Consider the following 20834-nt stretch of genomic DNA (forward strand, 5'->3'; position numbering starts at 1 on the left):
TATACTTGACGTATGTTTATGTTGTAACTATAATTGTTACGATTTAGTATTTATCGGAAAGGGTGAACGGAAAAGTGAATGGAGTTAATCACGAAATATATAAACCTGTCAAGACAAATAGGTTATGGATGATTCTTGTATTAGGGACACTTACGGCGATTGGGCCATTATCTATTGATATGTATTTGCCTTCTTTACCAAAATTAACAGATGATTTACAAACAGGCGCATCTCTTGCACAGCTTACATTGACAGCATGTTTGCTTGGGCTTTCAGTAGGACAATTATTTGTTGGTTCAATTAGTGACATTTACGGAAGGCGCAAACCTCTTATTATCGCTCTTATTATTTATGTTGCTTCTTCTTTACTTTGTGCTATTGCACCATCTATTTGGAGTTTAGTGTTATTGCGCTTCTTACAAGGGGCTTCAGGATCGGCCGGGATTGTTATATCACGTGCAATGGTACGTGACATGTATTCAGGTTCTGAAATGACGAAGTTTTTCTCACTGCTCATGTTAGTAAACGGAGCAGCGCCTATTTTGGCACCGATTATAGGGGGACAATTACTACAGTTCACAACATGGCGCGGTGTCTTCATCGTTCTCGGAGCAATTAGTGTATTCATGTTAATATCAGCTACTTTCGTATTACGTGAAACATTACCTCCTGAAGAAAGAGAAACAGGTGGTTTGTCAGGGACATTGGCGACGTATGGAAAACTGTTAAAAGATCGTTTGTTTATGGGATATGCATTATCACAAGGGCTAGTAACGGCGGCAATGTTTGCTTACATTTCGGGCTCACCATTTGTGTTGCAGAACATATACGGAGCATCACCACAGCAATTTAGCTTATTCTTTGCGATTAACGGTATCGGTATTATTATTGCTAGTCAGGTTACGGGCCGTTTAGCAGGGAAAGTGAATGAGAAAACGTTATTCGTTTCCGGTATTATTATTGCAGCCGTTGGTGGTTTATCTTTACTACTGACAATCTTACTAGGAATAGGTTTAATTGGTGTTTTATGCTCGTTATTCCTTGTCGTATCAAGTGTCGGGGTTGTATCAACAACTGGGTTCTCATTAGCGATGAGAAATCAGAAACAAGCTGCAGGAACAGCGTCGGCTTTATTAGGTTTATTACAATTTATTTCAGGAGCACTTGTTGCACCGTTAGTAGGTATTGGTGGAAGCAACACCGCATTACCGATGGGGGTTGTAATAGCTCTTTGTGAAATTGGTGCTGTATTATGTTATCTATTTATGGCCAGAAGAAGTGAAAAGCAGTTTGAACTACAACAAAGACAAAATTTAGAGGCTTAACAAAAAAGAACTGATTCAAAGGGAATATTTGAATCAGTTCTTTTTTTCATTTCTTTGAAATACCTCATACATATTATTCATGATCGTATCATATAAAACAGCAAGTTTATCCCACACCCAGCGATTACTATCGACTTCTTTTTCCCCGCAGTCGATAATATCGGTATGGTCGGTAATTTTATACGCTTTTTTAACGATAATAGGAGCAATTTTCGGTATACGTGGGATTTCTTTTAAGATATCTGCGAAGTTTCCAATGTAGACGTGACCGATGATTTCGATTGTTAATGATTTATCTGATATATTTAGCACGGTATGAAATTGATTTGTATGTTGTTGTTTTAAATATTGGGCTAACTTAAATGGAGCATGTTTCTTTTTTAATACGCGGCGAAGGCTCTCTGTATTTTCGATATGAAGTGATTTTTCACGAATAAGGACACGAATATCTTCTCCCATAAAAGGCATTGTGTTGTACATAGATGATTCTCCTTAAAAACTTACATATGTTTGCGTTATGCATATGTAAGTCTAGCATGGTTTGTTCTTTATGTGTGCTTACAGTTTTGTAAGGTGATGTAGTAAAGCAGTGCAAAAGTTATTTGCATAAAGTGACGATACTGTGACAAAAATGTAGGCATGTATATTAAGGTAGCGTCTTAAGTGTAAAAAGTAGGATGTTCTCGGTATAATAACAAGTGGAGATAAAAGAAACTATAATGAGTAGTAGCTGTAGATAAAAGGAGAAGAAGAGATGAAGAAGGTTTTGGGTATTGCTGTAATGGGAAGTATGATCCTTCTAGCAGGATGTAATGGAAATAAAGATACGAAAGAACCGAAAGAAAAGGTAGAGCAATCTACTGAGCAAACAGAAGAGATGAAAGAATACCGTGCAGTACATGAAAAATACGATATGAAAATGAATAAAGAAATTAATAAAGCACTACAGTTATTTGAAGTGGCAAAAGAAAAGGGCGGTAAGGAAATAACGAATGCTACATATAAAGAAGATGTGCAAAAGGTAACGACTAGCATGTTAGAAGATATTGATAATATACGTAAAGAAATTCGTGTTCCAAAATCGAAAGAGCAAGAACATGAGGTATACGCTGGTTTCTTGAATGAATCGGAACAAGCAATGAAAAAATTACAGAAGTTAGCTAAAGAAGAAGACTCATCATTGATTCGTGATATAGAAATTAACTTTGCAACAGCATCAACATACTATAAACGTTTTCAAGCAGAAACGAAAAAATAACCTTGCGTACGCGCAAGGTTATTTTTTCTTCTTACCATCTCCGTCTTCATCCCCGGATACTAATACATTTTGTTTTTCGTGAAATTCAGAGATTGTTTGTCTGGTAATATTATCGAATGGAGTATAAAAAGAAGTGATACGTTTCTTTTTAATAAAGAGTTTATCCCGCTATTTGCCGGGCAGTAAGACCCCCACATCAAAATTCAGTGAAAGCAAAGAAGTTAGGTAGGGGATCCACTGCCCGTAAAAGCCCGATTGGTTCAACTAATAATCAGTGGGGGATGCCCCCCACTGATTAAAGTTTCACTTTATAGACCCCGATGATGACAAGTATAACGATTGTTAATGGTAATCCTATAGTAGCAAGAAGCAAGGGATTCATCTTATAACTTCTTTAATATTATTTCTTTTTATTATAAGAGAAAACTGTAATTTCGATAAAAGGAGCGAAAACTGATTTTTCTAAATATATCCAATTTGATTGACTTTTCATTTTTTCAGAATTATAATTCAAAATATACAATTTGAACCAAATAATAATATAGCAATTTACTTATCCAGAGAGGTAGAGGGACTGGCCCTATGACACCTCAGCAGCGGGTTCTGTAACAGGAACACCGTGCTAATTCCGGCAAGCAAGTCTTGAAAGATAAGTGATGGGCCTTCGTTTATTAAGCCTTGATCTTATTTTTTAAGATCAAGGCTTTTTGTGTTTTAAGAAGCGGAAAAGTAATAGGAACAAATATGTCAATAAAACAAAGTAAATACATTTGTTTAGGGGGTTATTGAAGTGTATGTTATTAAAAAACTATCGGTTATGGTGTTCACGCTATGGGTCATTACAACAGTAACATTTTTGATTATGCATATCATTCCAGGGGATCCATTTTCATCAGATGCGAAAATCTTTCCTGAAGAAGTGATACAAAACATGAGAGCGAAGTATCACCTTGATGAACCGTTATGGAATCAATATGTTGCTTATTTAGATGGCGTAGTTCATTTTGATTTTGGTGAATCTGTTCAATCCACAGGTCAAGGTGTATCAGAAATTATAACGACAGGATTTGGTCCATCAGCGATTATTGGTTTACAAGCACTTGTTATTTCATTATTAGTCGGAATTGCAGCAGGTACATTTGCAGCTCTATATCATGGGAAAGTAATTGATTATAGTGTGAGCTTACTTGCGATTCTCGGTATTTCTATTCCAAGTTTTATTTTAGCACCACTATTTATACAAGTATTTGCTATACAATTTGAACTTTTACCAGTAGCGTCTTGGGGCACATTCGAACATACGGTATTGCCATCCTTCGCATTAGCGTTAGGACCAATCGCGGTTATTACAAGATTTGTTCGCTCTAATATGATTGAAGTTTTGCAGAGTGATTATATTAAGCTAGCGAGAGCGAAAGGCATACCAATTAAGAAAATCATTATAAGACATGCTCTTCGAAATGCGATTGTTCCGGTACTTACATTTGTTGGACCGTTAATGGCTGGACTTTTAACAGGAACTTTCGTTATTGAAAAAATATTTTCCATTCCTGGTCTAGGAAAATATTTTGTAGATAGTATTTTTAACCGGGATTATCCGGTCATTATGGGAACAACGATTTTCTATAGTGCATTATTAATTTGTTGTATTTTCATTACAGATATTATTCACCGTATTGTTGATCCGCGTATTCGTTCTATTACGTAAGGAGGGGGGCATTTAAATGGGAGCTTATGAAATCAATAAACAGTTATTAACGAATGAGGAGAAAAAAGAATTAACGATAAATAAAGATCAGCAAACGATTAGTCGAAAGAAGGAAGTGTTTCGCAAGTTTATATCAAACCCTATAGCAGTTTTAGGGGCAGTGACGTTATTACTAATTATTATTTTCTCACTGGTTGGCGAAAGTTTAACGGCATTTACTGCGAGTGAACAAGTAAAAGAAGCAACAAACCTCCCACCTAGTAGTGAGCATTGGTTCGGAACAGATGATTTAGGAAGGGACATATGGGCGCGCACCTGGGCTGGAGGGAAAATTTCACTAACAGTTGGATTAGTGGCAGCGGCTCTTGATATAGGAATAGGTGTACTAATCGGGGGCTTTAGTGGATATGTGAGAGGACGTAGTCGCCTTGGAACGTTAATTGATGAGTGGATTTTACGAGGGATTGAAGTGTTATACGGTATCCCATATTTATTAATTGTTATTTTATTATTAATCGTTATGAAACCAGGGCTTTTTACAATTATTATTGCCCTTGCATTAACAGGATGGATTGGCATGGCACGTCTCGTTAGGGCACAAGTATTATCTTTAAAGCAAAGAGAATTTGTTATTGCAGCAGAGCGATTAGGTACATCGCATATGAAGATTATATACGGACACATCATTCCGAATTTAACAGGCATTATTATCGTAAATTTATCATTTACAATTCCAGCAGCTATTTTCTCAGAATCATTTTTAAGCTTTATCGGACTCGGAGTACAATCACCAGCAGCGAGCTGGGGAACGATGACTAACGATGCACTCGGGACATTACTAAGCGGAGAATGGTGGCAATTATTCTTCCCAGCAATCATGATTGCACTCATTATGTTTGCATTTAATGCAATTGGTGATGGTTTGCAAGATGCAATTGATCCGAAGATTGTAAACCGGAATCGAAAGGAGAAAAAACATGGGACAGCTCTTATCTTTAGAAAACGTAACATTGGTCGTTGAAAAAGAGAATAGTAAGCAAGCAATTGTGAAGCATGTTTCCTTTTCTATTAATGAAGGTGAAATCGTTGCACTTGTAGGAGAAAGTGGTTCAGGAAAAAGTGTTACAGCACAATCTATTGTCGGATTAAATCAAGAATCTATTCACATTGATGACGGAAGCATCTCTTTCCAATCTCAAAGGTTGACGAATTTACAAGAATCAGAATGGAATCAAATTCGAGGGAAAGATATTTCATTTATCTTTCAAGACCCTCTGTCCTCTTTAAATCCGACGATGAAAGTAGGAAGGCAAATTACAGAAGTGATTTTGCAACATGAGAAAAAATCGAAAAGAGAAGCAAAAGAAATTGCGATTAACTTATTAAATGATTTAGGGATACATGAAGCAGAGAAACGTTTTGAACAGTACCCACATCAATTAAGCGGAGGCATGAGGCAACGTATTTGTTTAGCAATTGCTTTTGCGTGTCACCCAAAGCTCGTTATTGCAGATGAGCCTACAACTGCATTAGATGTAACGATTCAAAAGCAAATTATGGGGTTATTAAAAGAGCGAAAAGAAAAACAAAATACGAGTATTTTATTAATTACACATGATTTGGCGCTTGTACGTGAAGTAGCTGACCGAGTAGTTGTGATGTACGGGGGACGTGTTGTTGAAAAAGGGACGATACAAGAAGTGATAGGTTCACCTAAGCACCCATATACGAAAAGTTTATTGCAAGCTATTCCGAATATGGATGATTCCGAAAAGGTACTTAGGGCCATTGAGGGAACAACACCATCAATTGAAACGTTAAATAGCTTTGGGTGCCCATTTGTAAATAGATGCCCAGTAGCAATACAAGAATGTGTTCATCGTTTCCCTGATAGAACAGCATATTCTGGGGAACACAGTTCACATTGTTGGCAACATGTTCTAGAGCATGACCAAGCGAAATCAAAAGAGAAGGTGAATGCCTCATGACGACAGATTTAATTACTGTAAAGCAAGTAACGAAAACGTATGGAAGTAAAAAGAAAGAAATCATAGCGCTAAAAGATATATCACTTTCTATCCCGAAAGGAACGACGCTTGGCATTATTGGAGAAAGTGGTTCAGGAAAGACAACACTTGGTAAGCTTATAGCTGGGATCGAGAGCCCAACGTCTGGTCAAATTGATTATAACGGTCAAGTTGTTCACAAGTTGAAATCAGCTCATAAGCGAGATTTCTTGCAGAAAGTACAATTCATTTTTCAAGATTCAACAGCTGCATTAAATCCGCGCTGGAAAGTACGCGATAGCGTAACAGAAGGATATATTTCATTCGGTTTAGGTGATAAAGGATTGAAAGATGAGGTAGCAGGTGATGCGCTAGAACGTGTTGGATTAGATAGACGATACACTGATCGATACCCACACGAATTTAGCGGAGGACAACGTCAACGGATCGCTATTGCAAGGGCGTTATTATGTGAGCCAGAAGTATTAATCCTGGATGAACCAATTTCAGCGTTAGATGTTTCACTTCAAATCCAAATTGTGCACTTGTTGCAAAAGATTCAAAAGGAACAAGGCTATACATATTTATTTATCGCGCATGATTTGCCGATGGTTCACTATTTATGTGAAAAGGTAGCTGTCTTATATAAAGGAGAACTTGTTGAATTTGGAAATACGGATGAAGTATTCCGTAATCCACAACATTCTTATACAAAAACATTATTAGCATCAACACCAAAAATTTCGGGTTAAAGGAGAATGTAGGATGAAGAAGTTTTTATTATTTGTCATTATGACCGTATTAGCAATTACTTCTGTCGCTTGCGGTAAAAAAGAGGCGCAAAAGGCGAGTGCTGGTAAGGGAGAAGGAGATCGATTAGTAACGAATATTGGTAGCGATCCATATACACTCGATTCCGCTATTGCAACAGATAGCACATCAGGTTATGTAATTGGACATTTATTCTCAAGCTTATATACGCAAGATAGTGATGGGAAATATCAAAATGAATTAGCAGAGAAAGAAGAAGTAAATGCAGATGGAACTGAATATACAATCCATTTAAAGAAAGATATTAAATGGTCAGATGGTTCTCCTATTACAGCAAATGATTTTGAATTTGCATGGAAGCGGTTATTAAATCCGAAAACGGGTTCTATGAATGGGACAGAAATGTACTTTATTAAAGGCGCAGAGGCGTATAATACTGGAAAAGGTGAAGAAAGCCAAGTTGGTATTCAAGTTGCTGATCCTCAAACATTAAAGGTAACACTTGAGCACCCAGTTGCTTCTATTAAACAAAAATTAGCGAGTTCATTATTTATTCCATTATCTAAAAAATCAATTGATGATAACAACAAATTAAAAACAGATCCAAAAGAGTTAATTACAAATGGACCATTCACGTTAAAAGAATGGAAGCATAACCAAGCAATTACAGTACAAAAAAATAAAGAATACTATGATAAAAAGGTAACATTAAAAGAAATTGAGTTTCGTATTATTCCAGATTCTAAAACAGCGTACCAATTATACAAATCAAAAGAATTAGATTTACTAAGTGGTTTACCACAAGAAATGATTGAGAAAGAAAAAGGAAATAAAGAATATAAGCGTGTTGCGGGATTCTCATCTTATATTTATTCGTTTAACGTAGAAAAAGAGCCATTCACAAATGCGAAAGTACGTAAAGCATTTTCATTAGCAGTTGATCGTAAGTTTATCGTTGAAAAACTGTATAAGAATAATGCGCAAGAAGCATATGCATTCGTTCCAGAAGGAGCAAAAACACAAAGTGGTCGTGATTTCCGTAAAGAAAAAGGTGATTACGTAAAATTTGATACAACAGAAGCGAAAAAATTATTAGAAGAGGGTATGAAAGAACAAGGTTGGTCTACATTACCTGAAGTAACATTAAAATTCACAACGGATACACAGCATAAAAAAGTAGCAGAAGCAATGCAGGAAATGTTTAAGAAAAATCTTGGTGTAGATATTAAATTAGAAAATAAAGAGTGGAAGAGTTACATCGATACATATAAGCAAAGTGATTTCCAATTAGCTTATATGGGATGGGGCGGTTCTTTATTAGACCCAATTACTAAACTAGATTTATATGCAGGTGATGGTCCAAACAACTATGCAAAATGGCATAATAAAGAATTTGACGCTTTAATCAAAGAAGCAGAAGTTGAACAAAATGAAGATAAGCGTTTTGATTTATTGCATAAAGCAGAAGATATTATGTTTACAGATTCACCGTTAATTCCAATTATATTCCCTTCTGATTCTTACTTACAAAAAGGATCAGTATCTGGACTTCAATATTATGTTGGATCTAAACCAGATTTAAGATATGCAAAAATAAAGAAGTAGGCAACCGCCTACTTCTTTATTTTATTTCTCTTTTATATTCTTTTTTCGTTCCATCAGAGAAGACAACTTCTAAATCAAACTTTTGGTAGTCTTTATCAAGTTTGAACACATTTACTACTTGATCGATTACTTCTTGGTCAGGAGTATCTTTATCAAATTTTAATTCTTGTAGAAGTGGGCTTAATTTTGTAATAGCCTCGTCACCTGTAAACTTTGCATTTGATTTGTGGTCTTCAAGTTTTGCTTCCATTTTCTTATCAGCTGCTACATTCTTATAATCAGCCTCGTAGTCTTTCTTTGTATCTTGATAGTCTGCATCTAAACTAAATTCATTGAAGTTAAGTTTTAAATCAGCAGGAGCTTCATTTTTTGCTTCTTCAGTAGTTTTCTTATTAGAAGTTGTATCTTCTTTTGCAGGAGCTTTACATCCTGTTAATACAGGTACTAGCATAAGCGCTAATAAAACTGATAGTAAAATTCTCATTATAATTTCCTCCTTATGTAAATTCGTTCTATACAAGTTTTTCCCAAAATCATGTAATTATGTATGTGTTGAAAATAAATTATTAACTTGTAGCCACAAAGTTTAATCCGCAATTTAAATCAAAAATGATTTTTATGTATATGGTAAATTAAGGTTGTGAGGAGGTACTAAAATGCATGAAGAATATAAAGAGATGATAAAAAAAGCAATTGAATATATAGAGGAGCATTTACATGAGGAGCTTACAACAGAAAGAGTGGCGTCTCACAGTGCAGTATCGATGTACCATTTTCATCGCATCTTTCAAAGATATGTTGGGATGAGTGTAACGGATTATATTCGAAAGAGAAGGTTAACTCATGCTGCGCAAGCTTTAGTGTCAACGGAGAGGGCTGTTATTGATATTGCAGTACAATACGGCTTTTCCTTACAAGAGGCATTTACGAGAGCCTTTAAAAGAATGTTTCAATTGCCACCGAAGAAATATCGAAAGTACTTCCAGTCATTTTATATAGAAAGAGAGGGTGTTTCAATGCAAAAAAGTATACCGAAAGGATGGATCTTAAGTGGAAGTCATCCTGCTGAATATGAGATGGGTTTAGACTATGAAGTTGCCCATCAAGGAAAAGTATCTGCATACATAAAAGCAAAAGAGAATGTTACGCACGGAGGATTTTCAACATTAATGCAAATGTTCCGAGCGGATAAATATGTAGGTAAAAGATTACGTTTAACAGCATTTGTTAAGAGTGAGAACGTAAGAGATTGGGCAGGATTGTGGATGAGAGTAGACGGAAAAGATACAGAACCACTCGCTATGGATAACATGCAAAATCGCCCAATTAAAAATACGAATAACTGGCAATCGTACTCGGTTGTATTAGATATAAAAGAAGAAGCACTTGGTATAGCATTTGGTGTCTTATTATCAGGGGAAGGTTGTGTGTGGCTAGATAGTATTCGATTTGATGAAGTGGATGGAAAAATTCCTTCAACAGATTTGGCTGAAAATTTTTATGAAACACTACTAGAAGAGCCAATAAATCTGCAATTTGAAGAGATAGAAAAGTAAGGAGAAAAGATATGTTCAAATATGCAAAACTAATAAGTATTAGTTTAGTAGTATCGTCTTGTATTATGGGAATTAACTATTTCATTAGCTATCTGTGGTCGGGACATATACCTTCTTTGACGTGGAGAACATATTTGATGTTTATGTTTATATTTATAATGAGTTTTAGTTCGATGCAAAAAGAAGGGGAAGAGGATTATTGACAATAGTCTTCTTCGCCTTTCTTTCATTAACACAAATGTTCATAACTGTTTTCGGAAATGCAGGTATGATCTTTAATATAATTTCACTATCATTACAACTTGTAAGTTCGGGTGTAATTGTACCACATGAGATGCTTTCTAAAACATATCAAACAATCGGTGAATTATTTCCCGCAACATATGCAGCGAATGGCTATTATACAATAATATTTGGGGGAGTAAGTTTAGAGAAAAATATTATTTCATTATTAGTCATTATATTAGTTACACAATTGGTAGCAGTAATTACTGTATCTATAAAAGGAATAGTAAAGAGAAGAAGCTATGTAGTTAAAGAAGTATAAAATAAAAAAGGTATCCTGCGATTGGATACCTTTTTTATTTTATTATTTTGTAACTTCTGTCCACTTGTAGTTAAATTCACCACCGAAGTCAGTTGTTACAAGCCCTTTAATAAATCCGCGTTGTAGGTAAGAACGACCTTGTTGGTATAAAGGAGCGACAGCACCGTCTTGTAATAGGATTTTTTCAGCTTGCTTCATTGCTTCAAAGCGAGCCTTTTCATCGCTAGCTAAATCTGTTTTCACTTTATGAATGAGTGCATCGTACTCTTTGTTAGAGTATTTATCGAAGTTATAAGCACTATCTGTTGTAAATAAATCTAAGAATGTAATTGGGTCAGCGAAGTCAGGGCCCCAGCCATCAATACCGATTTCATAGTCACCACTTAATAGTAGTTTCAGCTGTTGTTTACGTGGTTGTGGTTTTAATGTCACTGTTAATCCATCTAGGTTCTTTTCTAGTTCACCTTTTAAATATTCACCAGTTTTTTTAGCTAAAGCATTATCACTTGTTAATAGTTCGATTGTTACTTTGTCAGTACCAAGTTCTTGTTTCGCTTTTTTCCAGTTTTCTTTCGCTGTTTTCACATCATCTTTGACTAGGTTTCCGTTTTCTTTACGGAAGTCGTTACCTTCTGGACTCTTTGCGAATTTCGCAGGAACCATTCCTTCAGCTGGAATAGCACCATTATTTAAAATTGTTTCTACGTATGCTTTTTTATTCATTGCTCCGTTAATAGCAAGGCGTGCATGTTGATTTTTTAATGTTTCATTTTTTTGATTTAGTCGTAAAAATTGAATGCCAACTTCAGCGCGGTCTTTGAAGTTTGGATCGCTCTTATATTTATCAACAAACTCCGCAGTTAAAGCAACGCGATCAATTTGTCCTGAATCGTATAAGTTAACTTCTGTAGATTTATCTTTAACGACATTGAAGTTGATTTCTTCTAATTTTACAGTTTTAGCATCCCAATAGTTGGGGTTCTTCTTCAATTGAAAGCTTTGCTCGTGTTTCCAGTTATCTAATATGAAAGCACCGTTGTAAATTAAATGATTTGTTTCTAAACCATATTTATTGCCCTGAGATTTTAAGTAATCTTCATTAATTGGTAAGAATGTTGAGAATGTCGTTAAGCTTAAGAAGTAGGGAACAGGACGGTCTAGTTGTACTTCTAACGTTTTATCATCAAGAGCTTTGACACCTAGTTGATCAATTGGCAATTGTTTCTGGCTTATTTGTTTCGCATTCTGTATATCGAAGAATAAGAATGCATATTCAGCTGCTGTATCAGGATTTACGGCACGCTGCCAAGCGAAGACAAAGTCCTTTGCTGTAACTGGAGTACCGTTTGACCATTTTGAATCACGCAGGTGGAATGTATATTTTGTTTTATCGGGACTAAGGTCAACCGACTCAGCAACACCAGGAATTGGTTTGTTATCTTCTCCCATTGCATATAAACCTTCAAAAACATTGCGCATTACGCTCATGGATTCCCCATCCGTTGCTTTTGCAACATCCATTGTTGGAATTTCTGAAGCGAATGATAAGTTAATTGCCTGTTTATCATTTGCTTTATCATTTGCTTTCGCTCCGCTTGCATGATCTTTATTTCCTCCGCAAGCAGTTAGTAATAGACTTGCCCCTAAAACAGATGCAACAACAGGTACAACTTTTTTCTTCATTGTTCGTTCCTCCCTAAATGTGTTGTTCGTAACGTCGTAATGTCCACGTTTTGAAGTGTAGCTATAGAAGAAGAGAAAACCTATTATAGATATGTGTATGTAGGTAATCAGGTGTTCTATATGTATATACATGTTGATCTATAATCTATCGTTATATGTTTCAACGTAGTAGACGTTCTATTTTGATGGTGAAATATTTTGTTTCTTTGATTATTTAGAATATTAACACTAGAAAGAACTATATGTCAATAATAAAAATAGATTGTTAATTTCTTAGAATAATATATTAAAAAAGCAGATTTCCTCGCATTAGGGAATCTGCTTTTAATATGTTTTGCTAAAAAAACAATTGGTGTGGGCTAATAATCAGTGGGGGATGAAGAAAACCCCACTGATTAAAGTTTCGCTTTATTTTTCAATTTTGGCCCATTTGAAGTTTAATTGACCTGCAAAGTCTACTTGCACAATTCCTTTCACATAAGAACGTTCTAAATAAGATTCGCCTTTTTGGTAAAGAGGAGCGATAACAGAGTCTTTAAATAATATTTTCTCGGATGCTAGTAATGCTTCCCAGCGAGCTTTTTCATCACCGGCTAAAGTTGTTTTCACTTTTGCTATTGTTTCATCGAACTCCTTATTAGAGTAATGATCTAAGTTGTAAGGGTTATTCGTTGTAAATAGCTCAAGGAATGTAATTGGATCAGCAAAGTCAGGGCTCCAGCCGTCAATTCCAATTTCGTAGTCACCTTTTAATAAAAGTGAAACTTGTTGTTTACGTGGTTGTGGTTTCACATTTACTGTTAATCCATCTAAATTCTTTTCTAGTTGTCCTTTTAAGAACTCACCAGTTTTCTTATCAAGGTCAGCATCACTTGTTAATAATTCTAATGTTATCTTTTCAGAACCAAGCTCTTGTTTTGCCTTTTTCCATAATTCTTGAGCAGATTTTGTATCAACCTTTGTTAAATCGCCGTTTGCAGCACGGAAGTCTGTTCCGTCAGGTCCTTTTGCAAAGTTTTTCGGCACGAGACTAGAGGTTGGTGTAGAGCCGTCATTTAATAACGTATGTACAAAGGATTTTCGATCAATTGTTTGATCGATTGCTTGGCGTGCAGAAACGTTTTGAAGTACTTTGTTTTGTTGATTCATACGTAGAAACTGTACCCCTACGTTTGGCCGTTCTTTAAAGTTAGCATCCTTTTTATATTTATCAACGAAGTCAGATGTTAGTTTGATACGATCTAATTGTTTTGACTCGAATAAATTTACTTCTGTAGATTTTTCTTTTACGACGCTAAAATTGATTTCTTCCAGTTTGACAGTATCTTTATCCCAATAGGTAGGGTTTTTCTTAAATTTAAAGCTTTGCTCATGCTTCCAATCGCTTAGTGTAAAAGCTCCGTTGTACAAAATTGTATTGTCTTCTAAGGCATACTTATCACCTTGTGCTTTAAAGAATTCCTCGTTAATTGGTAGAAATGTTGGGAACGCTGTTAAGCTTATAAAGTACGGAACAGGACGTTCCAATTCTACCTCAAACGTATGGTCATCAATTGCTTTTACACCAAGTTGATCGGCTGGAAGTTCTTTGTTGTTAATTTTTGTTGCGTTTTTAATATCAAAGAATAGAAATGCATATTCAGAGGCTGTTGCTGGATCGACAGCTCTTTGCCAAGCGAAGACAAAATCTTTTGCTGTGACAGAAGTGCCGTTTGACCATTTTGAATCTCGCAGGTGGAATGTGTATTTCGTTTTATCGCCACTTACTTCATGAGATTTCGCAACGCCAGGGACAGGTTTGTTACCTTCACCAAGATTATACAAACCTTCAAATACGTTTCTCATTACTTGACCAGAATCAGTATCTGTAGCACGAGCTGTATCCATTGTTCGTATTTCAGTAGGTGAAGATAAGTTTAAAACCTGTTTACTAGGCACCTCGTCTTTTGCATTTGCTCCGCTTGCTTCGTTTTTATAACTACCGCAACCAGTTAATAAAATACTTACTCCTACAACTGATGCAATACCGGGTACAAACTTCTTTTTCATTTGATTTTCCTCCTAAATAATTAAGTTTGGATGATGATGAGGGAAATGAAAAATAAAAAATCCCTCTTTTCATATTGAGAAAGAGGGATTTTTACGTACAAGTTATGCACCCGTATATAAACGAAGTCCCTCATTCTATCTTTCAAGCACAATGCTTGCAGGAAGTGGCACAGTATTCAAAATGAACCTGTTGCCGAGGTTTCAAAGGGCCAGTCCCTCCACCTCTCTTGATACAATGAGTAAACGAATAAATTTTATTAATTTTTGTGTTTCTTTGATAATTCAAAATCTTACACCTTGGATGATGAAGTGTCAACCAATTGAAATATAGTTTAAATTTTCAGTTTTATTTAACGAGAAAAACCACTGCATATGGCAGTGGTTTTTCTACTAGAAGTCAAAGTTATCTGGATCTGGACCAACGCGACGATCTTCATTTAGAGCTTGAATTGCTTTCATGTCATCAGCACTTAATTCAAAATCGAATATATTTGCATTTTCAATAATGCGATGTTCTTTAATAGATTTAGGGATTGTTACAACTTCATTTTGTAAATCCCAGCGTAAAATAATTTGTGCAGTTGATTTATTATATTTTGTCGCAATGTCTTGTAATGTGGAGTTATCCAGTAGTTGTCCCTGCATTAATGGTGACCAAGCTTCAAGCTGGATGTTATGTTCTTTACAGAAAGCGTGTAATTCTTCTTGTGCTAAACGTGGGTGGTATTCCACTTGATTGACCATTGGCTTAATTTCAGCGATTTCAAATACGTCTTGTAAGTGGTGAATGTGGAAATTACTCACACCGATAGCACGAACACGGCCATCTTTATAAAGTTTTTCTAACGCTTTCCATGATTCAGTATATTTCCCTTTTACAGGCCAATGTACTAAATATAAATCTAAATATTCTAGACCTAATTTTTCTAATGTAGTTTCAAATGCTTGAAGTGTTGTTTCATATCCTTGATCGCTATTCCATACTTTTGATGTAATAAATAATTCTTCACGTGAAACACCTGCTTCACGGATCGCTTGTCCAACGCCTTCTTCGTTTTGATAGATTGCTGCAGTATCGATGCTGCGGTAGCCATTTTTAATTGCTGATTTTACAGACTCAATTACTTCTGAACCATCTTCTACTTTAAAAACACCTAAACCGAACCAAGGCATTTTTACACCGTTATGTAATGTAGTATAGTCTTTTAAACTTGTTAAACTCATATTATTTCCCCCTAGCTTTTTTGTTTGTTGCTTCTACTGCTTTTTGAACCGCCTCTGAAAAATTATATTCATATAAAGCTTTGAGACCTTCAGCTGTGGAACCACCTGGCGTTGTTACTTGTTCGCGGAGGTTAGCCGGATCTTGCGTTTGTTCAAGCATAGAAGCAGATCCAGAAATCATTTGAATGACAAGGTGTTTTGCGGTTGCTTCATCGACGCCATAACTTTTTGTTGCTTCAACCAAGCTTTCAGCAAAGTAATAAAGGAAAGCTGGTGCACTTCCAGTAACTGCAGTAAGCTGATGAACTTCTTCCTCAGTGCAAAGTTGCGAAGTACCAATGCCTCTTAAAAGCAGTTGCAAGGTTTCTTGATGCATCTCGTTTACTGATTGTCCTGTTGTATATAAGGAGATTGACTTCCCAATTTCAGCAGCTGTATTTGGCATAATCCAAGCAACAGGCGTGTCCTTAGGGAGTCTAGCTTCTAAATAAGATGGACCAATGCCAGCAGCTACCGTTACGACAAGTTGATTCGATAGTAACGGAGATAGCTCCGCTAATAATTCTTCATGTGCAGAAGGCGGCATTGCTAAAACAATCGTATCAACAGATGTAACATGCTGCTTCCAATCTGTTGTGATAGACACATTATATCGTCCTTGTAATTGTTCTAGCTTTTCTACGTTGCTGCGGTTAGAAACGATAATTTTTTCGATGTATTCTTTGCTTGTTTTAAGTAATCCGGAAAATATAGCTTCTGCCATACGACCAGCACCAATAAATAGAATTCGATGTTTAGTTAGCATATCCTTTATTCCTTTCTAGTGAAGATATGTTATAAAAAACGATACCATCTTTAAGAGAATTTTGTAAAAAGAAAAGACTTATTGTGAAAAGGATGGAAATGGAGGGAGGAGGGTTAATATAAATAAGGTTATAAAAATTATTATACTTAAAAAATAGTTGTAATAAAAAATCCCTGAAGCATAACTGCTTCAGGGATTAATAGATTATAAGTTTATGCTTTTGTCATACCTAACAATACAGCGCCGCCGATAATTAAAACACTACCTAGTGCAATAAAGATCAATTGACGTTTTGTTTTCTTTTCACCTAAGAAGACAATCGCACCGAATGTTGAGATAACGATTCCAGTTTGAGATAATGGGAAGCTTGTTGCTACTCCGACACGTGGTAATGAAAGAAGTAAGAATAAGTTTCCAGTTCCCCATAGTAAACCAGATAAAGCATTACGGATTGCATATTTGTTAAATGGTTTATGTTTAGATGTCAATACAACCGCACCAACAAACATACCAACTGCTTGTGGTAAAATAGCAGACCAACCATCGATATTATACCAACGAATAATAATTACATATACAAGGTAACCGAAAGTAGAAACAATTAAAGTAAGAAGTCCTTTTTTCAATTGTCCTGGTGGCTGTGCATTTTCTTTGTCATCTAGTGATGTGAATACAACACCAACTACGATTAATAGGATTGCAATCGTTCCCAGAACAATCGTTGTTGTAGTAGTCCACTCACGGAAAGCGATAACCCCAAAGATAGAAGTTGCAACAAGTTGCATACCAGTAGAAATCGTTACAGTAGTTGAAACACCTAGTTTTTCAACTGTTTTTAATTGGTTTACTTGTCCTAAAGCCCAGAATAAACCTGAAATAAAACCAACAATCAAGACTGTCATTGTTAAAGCTGGTTGAGTAAATACATACATAATTGTTGCGAAGAATAGAGCACCGATTGTCATACCTACCGTTTGGCTATATGCACCACCGCCCATTTTTACGCTTACTAATAAGATGTTTCCCCATGCAATTGCAGGAAGAAGCGCTAATAAAATGTCCATTACAAGACTCCCTTCGGTTTTCTATACCAATATAATTACATATCGTTCTAACGATCGGTAATGCCCCACTACTAGAGTAGAAGATTACCGATCGCTAAAACAGGATGAAGAATTCACGATATAAATGCGTTTTCATTTCTTCATTTTTTGAAACACCTCCATATAATAACAGGAAATTGCCTATTTTAGAAAGTGAATTCAAATAAAATGTATATTTTAATAAAAGGTAAAATTCAGTTATTTCCCGATGGTATATTTTATTTCCTAAGAAATAAAGAAGCAGCTTCGAAAAAAGCTGCTTTAAGAGTTAGTAATTCTTTTATTGATAAGCTGAATACATAGCAGAAATAGGAGTGACAAACTGATAGTGATAACTACAAGTGTCCAGGCGAGCTGCATATTACTTGCATCAATTGCCATATAAATTGCAGTTGGGATAGTCTGTGTTTTACCAGGAATATTTCCGGCAAACATGAGCGTAGCACCAAATTCCCCTAGCGCACGAACAAAGCTCAAAATCATTCCGCTTAGTAAGGCAGGAAATGCCAGCGGAAGTGTAACGTGTAGAAAGACTTGAAATTCACTTGCACCAAGGTCACGAGCGCTTTCTTCAATTTGTATATTTGCAATAGAAAATCCCGTTTTTGCTGATTGATACATGAGTGGAAATGCAACAACTGTAGAAGCGATGATCGCAGCAGTAGATGTGAACATAATGGACTGCTGAAATATTGATTCTATCCATGTTCCAATGGGACTATTATTTCCAAAAATGATAATGAGAAAAAAGCCGATTACAGTTGGTGGAAGTACCATTGGTAATAAGAAAATAGTTTCTAATATTATTTTATATCTCCATGAGAAGCGTGCTAGCGCTCGCCCGATAATCGTCCCTAAAATTGTAACGATAATGGTGGCGCATGCAGCTACTCGTAAAGATAGAAAGATCGGTAACAAAAGGGCATCAAAGCTCATAGCAATTATGATAGGACTGTAAATCCATATTTCTTAAAGATAGATTGTGCATCTTTTGACTGCAAATACTCATAAAATGAAGTCGCCTCTTTCTTATGCTTAGATTCCTTTATAACACCTAAAGGATAGTGGATTGGCTCATGCGAAGTAGCTGCTGCTGTCTCACCAATCTTTACTTTTTTTGAAATAAGAGCATCTGTTTTGTATACAATACCAGCATCGACATTACCTGTTTCTACATATGTTAACACTTGGCGAACATCTTTTGTAAATACGATTTTATTTTGAATGTCATTCCAAAGATTTTCATGTATGAGAGAAGCCTTTGCGTATTTTCCCGCGGGTACAGATTCAGGTGTACCAAGTGCGATTTTCTTAATTTTTTCATCTTTTAAATCTTGAATTTTCGTAAGAGAACTATCTTTTGGGATAACTAGAACAAGTTCATTTCCAAGAAGATTTTTCCCTTCTTTTTCATTAATGAATCCTTTTTTTACAAGAGTTTGGAATTTATCTTCGGCTGCTGAGAAGAATAAATCAGCAGGCGCGCCTTGTTCAATTTGTTGTTGAAGTGCACCAGAAGCACCGAAGTTAAAAGAAAGTTTAATATTAGGTTCTTTTTCTTTATATTGTGTTTCAATTTCTTTTAGTGCATCTTGTAAGCTTGCAGCTGCTGATATAGTAAGTTCAACTGCTTTTCCTTCTTTAGCAGTTGATTTCTCTTTCTTTTCGCCGCTTGTACATGCGGCACTAAATATAAGAAGAAAAGAAAGTATAAGTGCTCCGATGGATCGTAATGTAAACTTGTTCATAAAAAAATCCCCTTTCGTTTTGATATATTCAATTATAACTAATTATAACTAGATATAATTAGTTATAATTGAATATAATTTGAACGATATAGTTGTTTTTTAATATAGGAGAAATATTCTTTTCTTTGTTACAATGAATGAAGAAAGTGAGGAATCGTCTATGGATCATCATTCCTACACAACGGAAGAAGTAGCGAAGCGATTAAAGGTATCAAAATTAACTGTATACGATCTAATTAAAAAAGGAGAACTTCCTTCTTATAGAATTGGTAGACAGATGCGCATTGATGCAACAGATTTAGAACAATATATAAAGCAAATGAAAACAGGGAAAATACAAGGTACTCCTGTAAAGAGCGAAGATAGTAGGGGCTTGGATACATGTATTATTAGCGGACAAGAACTAACGTTAGATATGTTGGCAAAACGTATAGAAAATCGCCTGCCAAGTTCAAACATATTAAGGGCATATCAAGGTAGTTTAACGAGTTTAGTAAAAATGTATCAAGGAGAAGGAAATATCGTTAGCTTGCATTTGTTTGATGGAGAAACAGGTACATATAATGTTCCGTATGTAAAACGTATTTTAGTGGGACAACCATGTACGATGATTAATTTATTAGCAAGAAACGTTGGGTTTTATGTGCAAAAGGGAAATCCGAAAAATATAAAAACATGGGCTGATTTATCTCAATCATCTATACGATTTGTAAATCGAGAAAAAGGTTCTGGCATTAGGGTGTTAGTGGATGAACAATTGCGCATTCAAAAATTAAATAAAGAGCGTATTAGTGGATATGAATGGGAAGAGTCGAATCATCTTGGTGTTGCCACGCAAGTCGCAAATGGAAAAGCTGACGTAGGAGTAGGTTCAGAAAAGTTTTCACAGATTGTAAATGTAGACTTTATTCCAATCATGAAAGAACAGTATGATTTAGTGATTTTGAAGAATAAAGAAAATGAAGAGCTGATCGAAGTCGTGAAAGATATTCTGCAATCGGAAGAATTTCATAATGAATTAAAAGCGATTGGCGGATACGATATGACGAAAACAGGTCAAGTTATATATGAAATAAAGTGAAACTTTAATCAGTGGGGGTTTTCTTCATCCCCCACTGATTATCAGCCCTCACCAATCGGACTTTAATGGGCAGCCCGACCCCCACCTAACTTCTTTGCTTTCGCTGAATTTTGAGGTGGGGGTCTTACTGCCCATTAAAGCGGGACAAACTAAAAAGCTGCTTGTCTATAAGACGAGCAGCCTTTTCTATATATAAAGGGGTTTGGGGAAACAAAGTATTAAACAAGACCTTGAGCAAGTGTGTAAATGAAGGCTGTAAGAAGAGTCGCTCCACTTGCAAGTCCGATAAAGTCTGATTTGTTAAATGTAATGTTGTTCATTATAATCTCTCCTTATTTATTTATTTATTTATTTAATGTAGTTGC

General features: G+C 35.6%; 22 protein-coding genes and 2 riboswitches. Of the genes, 11 read left to right on the forward strand and 11 right to left on the reverse strand.

The features are described from left to right. Nucleotides 1-74 precede the first annotated feature (74 nt). Nucleotides 75-1325 carry a multidrug effflux MFS transporter gene (locus tag JDS99_RS14590; RefSeq protein WP_080377454.1) on the forward strand — a complete coding sequence of 417 codons (1251 nt, stop codon included), beginning with the start codon at nucleotides 75-77 and terminating at the stop codon, nucleotides 1323-1325. Between the two features lie 33 nt (nucleotides 1326-1358). Here the strand turns inward: JDS99_RS14590 and JDS99_RS14595 are convergent, their stop codons facing one another. Next, nucleotides 1359-1805 carry a hypothetical protein gene (locus tag JDS99_RS14595; protein ID WP_000282867.1) on the reverse strand — a complete coding sequence of 149 codons (447 nt, stop codon included), beginning with the start codon at nucleotides 1803-1805 and terminating at the stop codon, nucleotides 1359-1361. 274 nt (nucleotides 1806-2079) lie between these two features. Here JDS99_RS14595 and JDS99_RS14600 point away from each other — a divergent pair, with 274 nt between their 5' ends. Further along, nucleotides 2080-2583, forward strand: a complete 504-nt coding sequence (locus JDS99_RS14600) for a hypothetical protein (protein WP_000756533.1) — start codon at nucleotides 2080-2082, stop codon at nucleotides 2581-2583. 18 nt (nucleotides 2584-2601) lie between these two features. Here the strand turns inward: JDS99_RS14600 and JDS99_RS14605 are convergent, their stop codons facing one another. Further along, nucleotides 2602-2736: a DUF3951 domain-containing protein gene (locus JDS99_RS14605; protein ID WP_199695298.1), complete on the reverse strand. Its 135-nt coding sequence runs from the start codon at nucleotides 2734-2736 to the stop codon at nucleotides 2602-2604. Nucleotides 2737-3133: 397 nt separating this feature from the next. Beyond that, nucleotides 3134-3239, forward strand: a riboswitch (SAM riboswitch). A gap of 134 nt (nucleotides 3240-3373) precedes the next feature. Here JDS99_RS14605 and JDS99_RS14610 point away from each other — a divergent pair. From JDS99_RS14610 to JDS99_RS14630, 5 genes are read left to right on the forward strand one after another with little or no spacing between them, the layout of a single operon-like run. Then, nucleotides 3374-4291, forward strand: a complete 918-nt coding sequence (locus JDS99_RS14610; RefSeq protein WP_199695277.1) for an ABC transporter permease subunit — start codon at nucleotides 3374-3376, stop codon at nucleotides 4289-4291. Between the two features lie 16 nt (nucleotides 4292-4307). After that, the gene (locus tag JDS99_RS14615; RefSeq protein WP_199695278.1) at nucleotides 4308-5312 is read left to right on the forward strand and encodes an ABC transporter permease; all 1005 of its coding nucleotides are present in this window, start codon (nucleotides 4308-4310) and stop codon (nucleotides 5310-5312) included. Then, the gene (locus JDS99_RS14620) at nucleotides 5269-6279 is read left to right on the forward strand and encodes an ABC transporter ATP-binding protein (protein ID WP_088061703.1); all 1011 of its coding nucleotides are present in this window, start codon (nucleotides 5269-5271) and stop codon (nucleotides 6277-6279) included. Before JDS99_RS14615 ends, JDS99_RS14620 begins: the two co-directional genes overlap by 44 nt. Beyond that, nucleotides 6276-7049, forward strand: a complete 774-nt coding sequence (locus tag JDS99_RS14625) for an ABC transporter ATP-binding protein (protein ID WP_060486393.1) — start codon at nucleotides 6276-6278, stop codon at nucleotides 7047-7049. The genes JDS99_RS14620 and JDS99_RS14625 overlap by 4 nt, the downstream gene beginning before the upstream one ends. Before the next feature lie 13 nt (nucleotides 7050-7062). Next, nucleotides 7063-8673 (forward strand): peptide ABC transporter substrate-binding protein, encoded by a 1611-nt coding sequence (locus JDS99_RS14630; RefSeq protein ID WP_199695279.1) that lies wholly within the window; start codon nucleotides 7063-7065, stop codon nucleotides 8671-8673. Nucleotides 8674-8689: 16 nt separating this feature from the next. On the opposite strand, the gene JDS99_RS14635 is transcribed toward JDS99_RS14630, so the two are convergent. After that, nucleotides 8690-9157 (reverse strand): YusW family protein, encoded by a 468-nt coding sequence (locus JDS99_RS14635; RefSeq protein WP_001221562.1) that lies wholly within the window; start codon nucleotides 9155-9157, stop codon nucleotides 8690-8692. A 172-nt stretch (nucleotides 9158-9329) separates the two neighbouring features. Between JDS99_RS14635 and JDS99_RS14640 the strand changes: the two genes are divergently transcribed. Genes JDS99_RS14640 through JDS99_RS14650 form a run of 3 tightly spaced genes read left to right on the forward strand, consistent with a single transcriptional unit; the run spans nucleotide 9330 to nucleotide 10776 of the window. Next, complete coding sequence (locus tag JDS99_RS14640) at nucleotides 9330-10229, forward strand: helix-turn-helix domain-containing protein (protein WP_199695280.1); 900 nt, start codon at nucleotides 9330-9332, stop codon at nucleotides 10227-10229. 11 nt (nucleotides 10230-10240) lie between these two features. Then, a complete protein-coding gene (locus JDS99_RS14645) occupies nucleotides 10241-10432 on the forward strand; it encodes a hypothetical protein (RefSeq protein ID WP_088609472.1) in 192 nt (63 codons plus the stop codon). After that, the gene (locus JDS99_RS14650; protein WP_097891789.1) at nucleotides 10429-10776 is read left to right on the forward strand and encodes an ABC-2 transporter permease; all 348 of its coding nucleotides are present in this window, start codon (nucleotides 10429-10431) and stop codon (nucleotides 10774-10776) included. Before JDS99_RS14645 ends, JDS99_RS14650 begins: the two co-directional genes overlap by 4 nt. A 42-nt stretch (nucleotides 10777-10818) precedes the next feature. Here the strand turns inward: JDS99_RS14650 and JDS99_RS14655 are convergent, their stop codons facing one another. From JDS99_RS14655 to modA, 7 genes are all read right to left on the reverse strand, one after another. Beyond that, nucleotides 10819-12459, reverse strand: coding sequence for a peptide ABC transporter substrate-binding protein (locus JDS99_RS14655; RefSeq protein ID WP_199695281.1), 1641 nt, complete (start codon nucleotides 12457-12459; stop codon nucleotides 10819-10821). Nucleotides 12460-12867: 408 nt separating this feature from the next. Continuing rightward, the gene (locus tag JDS99_RS14660) at nucleotides 12868-14508 is read right to left on the reverse strand and encodes a peptide ABC transporter substrate-binding protein (RefSeq protein ID WP_199695282.1); all 1641 of its coding nucleotides are present in this window, start codon (nucleotides 14506-14508) and stop codon (nucleotides 12868-12870) included. Between the two features lie 132 nt (nucleotides 14509-14640). After that, nucleotides 14641-14745: riboswitch (SAM riboswitch) on the reverse strand. A 153-nt stretch (nucleotides 14746-14898) separates the two neighbouring features. Next, the gene (locus JDS99_RS14665) at nucleotides 14899-15732 is read right to left on the reverse strand and encodes an aldo/keto reductase (protein WP_088061710.1); all 834 of its coding nucleotides are present in this window, start codon (nucleotides 15730-15732) and stop codon (nucleotides 14899-14901) included. 1 nt (nucleotide 15733) lies between these two features. Further along, nucleotides 15734-16537, reverse strand: coding sequence for a pyrroline-5-carboxylate reductase (gene proC / locus JDS99_RS14670; protein WP_088121120.1), 804 nt, complete (start codon nucleotides 16535-16537; stop codon nucleotides 15734-15736). A gap of 212 nt (nucleotides 16538-16749) precedes the next feature. Continuing rightward, a complete protein-coding gene (locus JDS99_RS14675) occupies nucleotides 16750-17601 on the reverse strand; it encodes a GRP family sugar transporter (protein ID WP_000353549.1) in 852 nt (283 codons plus the stop codon). Nucleotides 17602-17901: 300 nt separating this feature from the next. Continuing rightward, nucleotides 17902-18576 (reverse strand): molybdate ABC transporter permease subunit, encoded by a 675-nt coding sequence (gene modB / locus JDS99_RS14680; RefSeq protein WP_199695283.1) that lies wholly within the window; start codon nucleotides 18574-18576, stop codon nucleotides 17902-17904. Nucleotides 18577-18581: 5 nt separating this feature from the next. Further along, nucleotides 18582-19388 carry a molybdate ABC transporter substrate-binding protein gene (modA, locus tag JDS99_RS14685; RefSeq protein WP_088061718.1) on the reverse strand — a complete coding sequence of 269 codons (807 nt, stop codon included), beginning with the start codon at nucleotides 19386-19388 and terminating at the stop codon, nucleotides 18582-18584. 133 nt (nucleotides 19389-19521) lie between these two features. Between modA and JDS99_RS14690 the strand changes: the two genes are divergently transcribed. Further along, the gene (locus JDS99_RS14690; RefSeq protein WP_088121124.1) at nucleotides 19522-20469 is read left to right on the forward strand and encodes a helix-turn-helix transcriptional regulator; all 948 of its coding nucleotides are present in this window, start codon (nucleotides 19522-19524) and stop codon (nucleotides 20467-20469) included. Nucleotides 20470-20687: 218 nt separating this feature from the next. Here JDS99_RS14690 and JDS99_RS14695 read toward each other — a convergent pair whose 3' ends face one another. Continuing rightward, nucleotides 20688-20789 carry a DUF3948 family protein gene (locus tag JDS99_RS14695; RefSeq protein ID WP_001060018.1) on the reverse strand — a complete coding sequence of 34 codons (102 nt, stop codon included), beginning with the start codon at nucleotides 20787-20789 and terminating at the stop codon, nucleotides 20688-20690. Between the last annotated feature and the right edge of the window lie 45 nt (nucleotides 20790-20834).

The sequence above is a fragment of the Bacillus cereus group sp. N6 genome (assembly GCF_016483705.1).
GTDB lineage: Bacteria > Bacillota > Bacilli > Bacillales > Bacillaceae_G > Bacillus_A > Bacillus_A wiedmannii.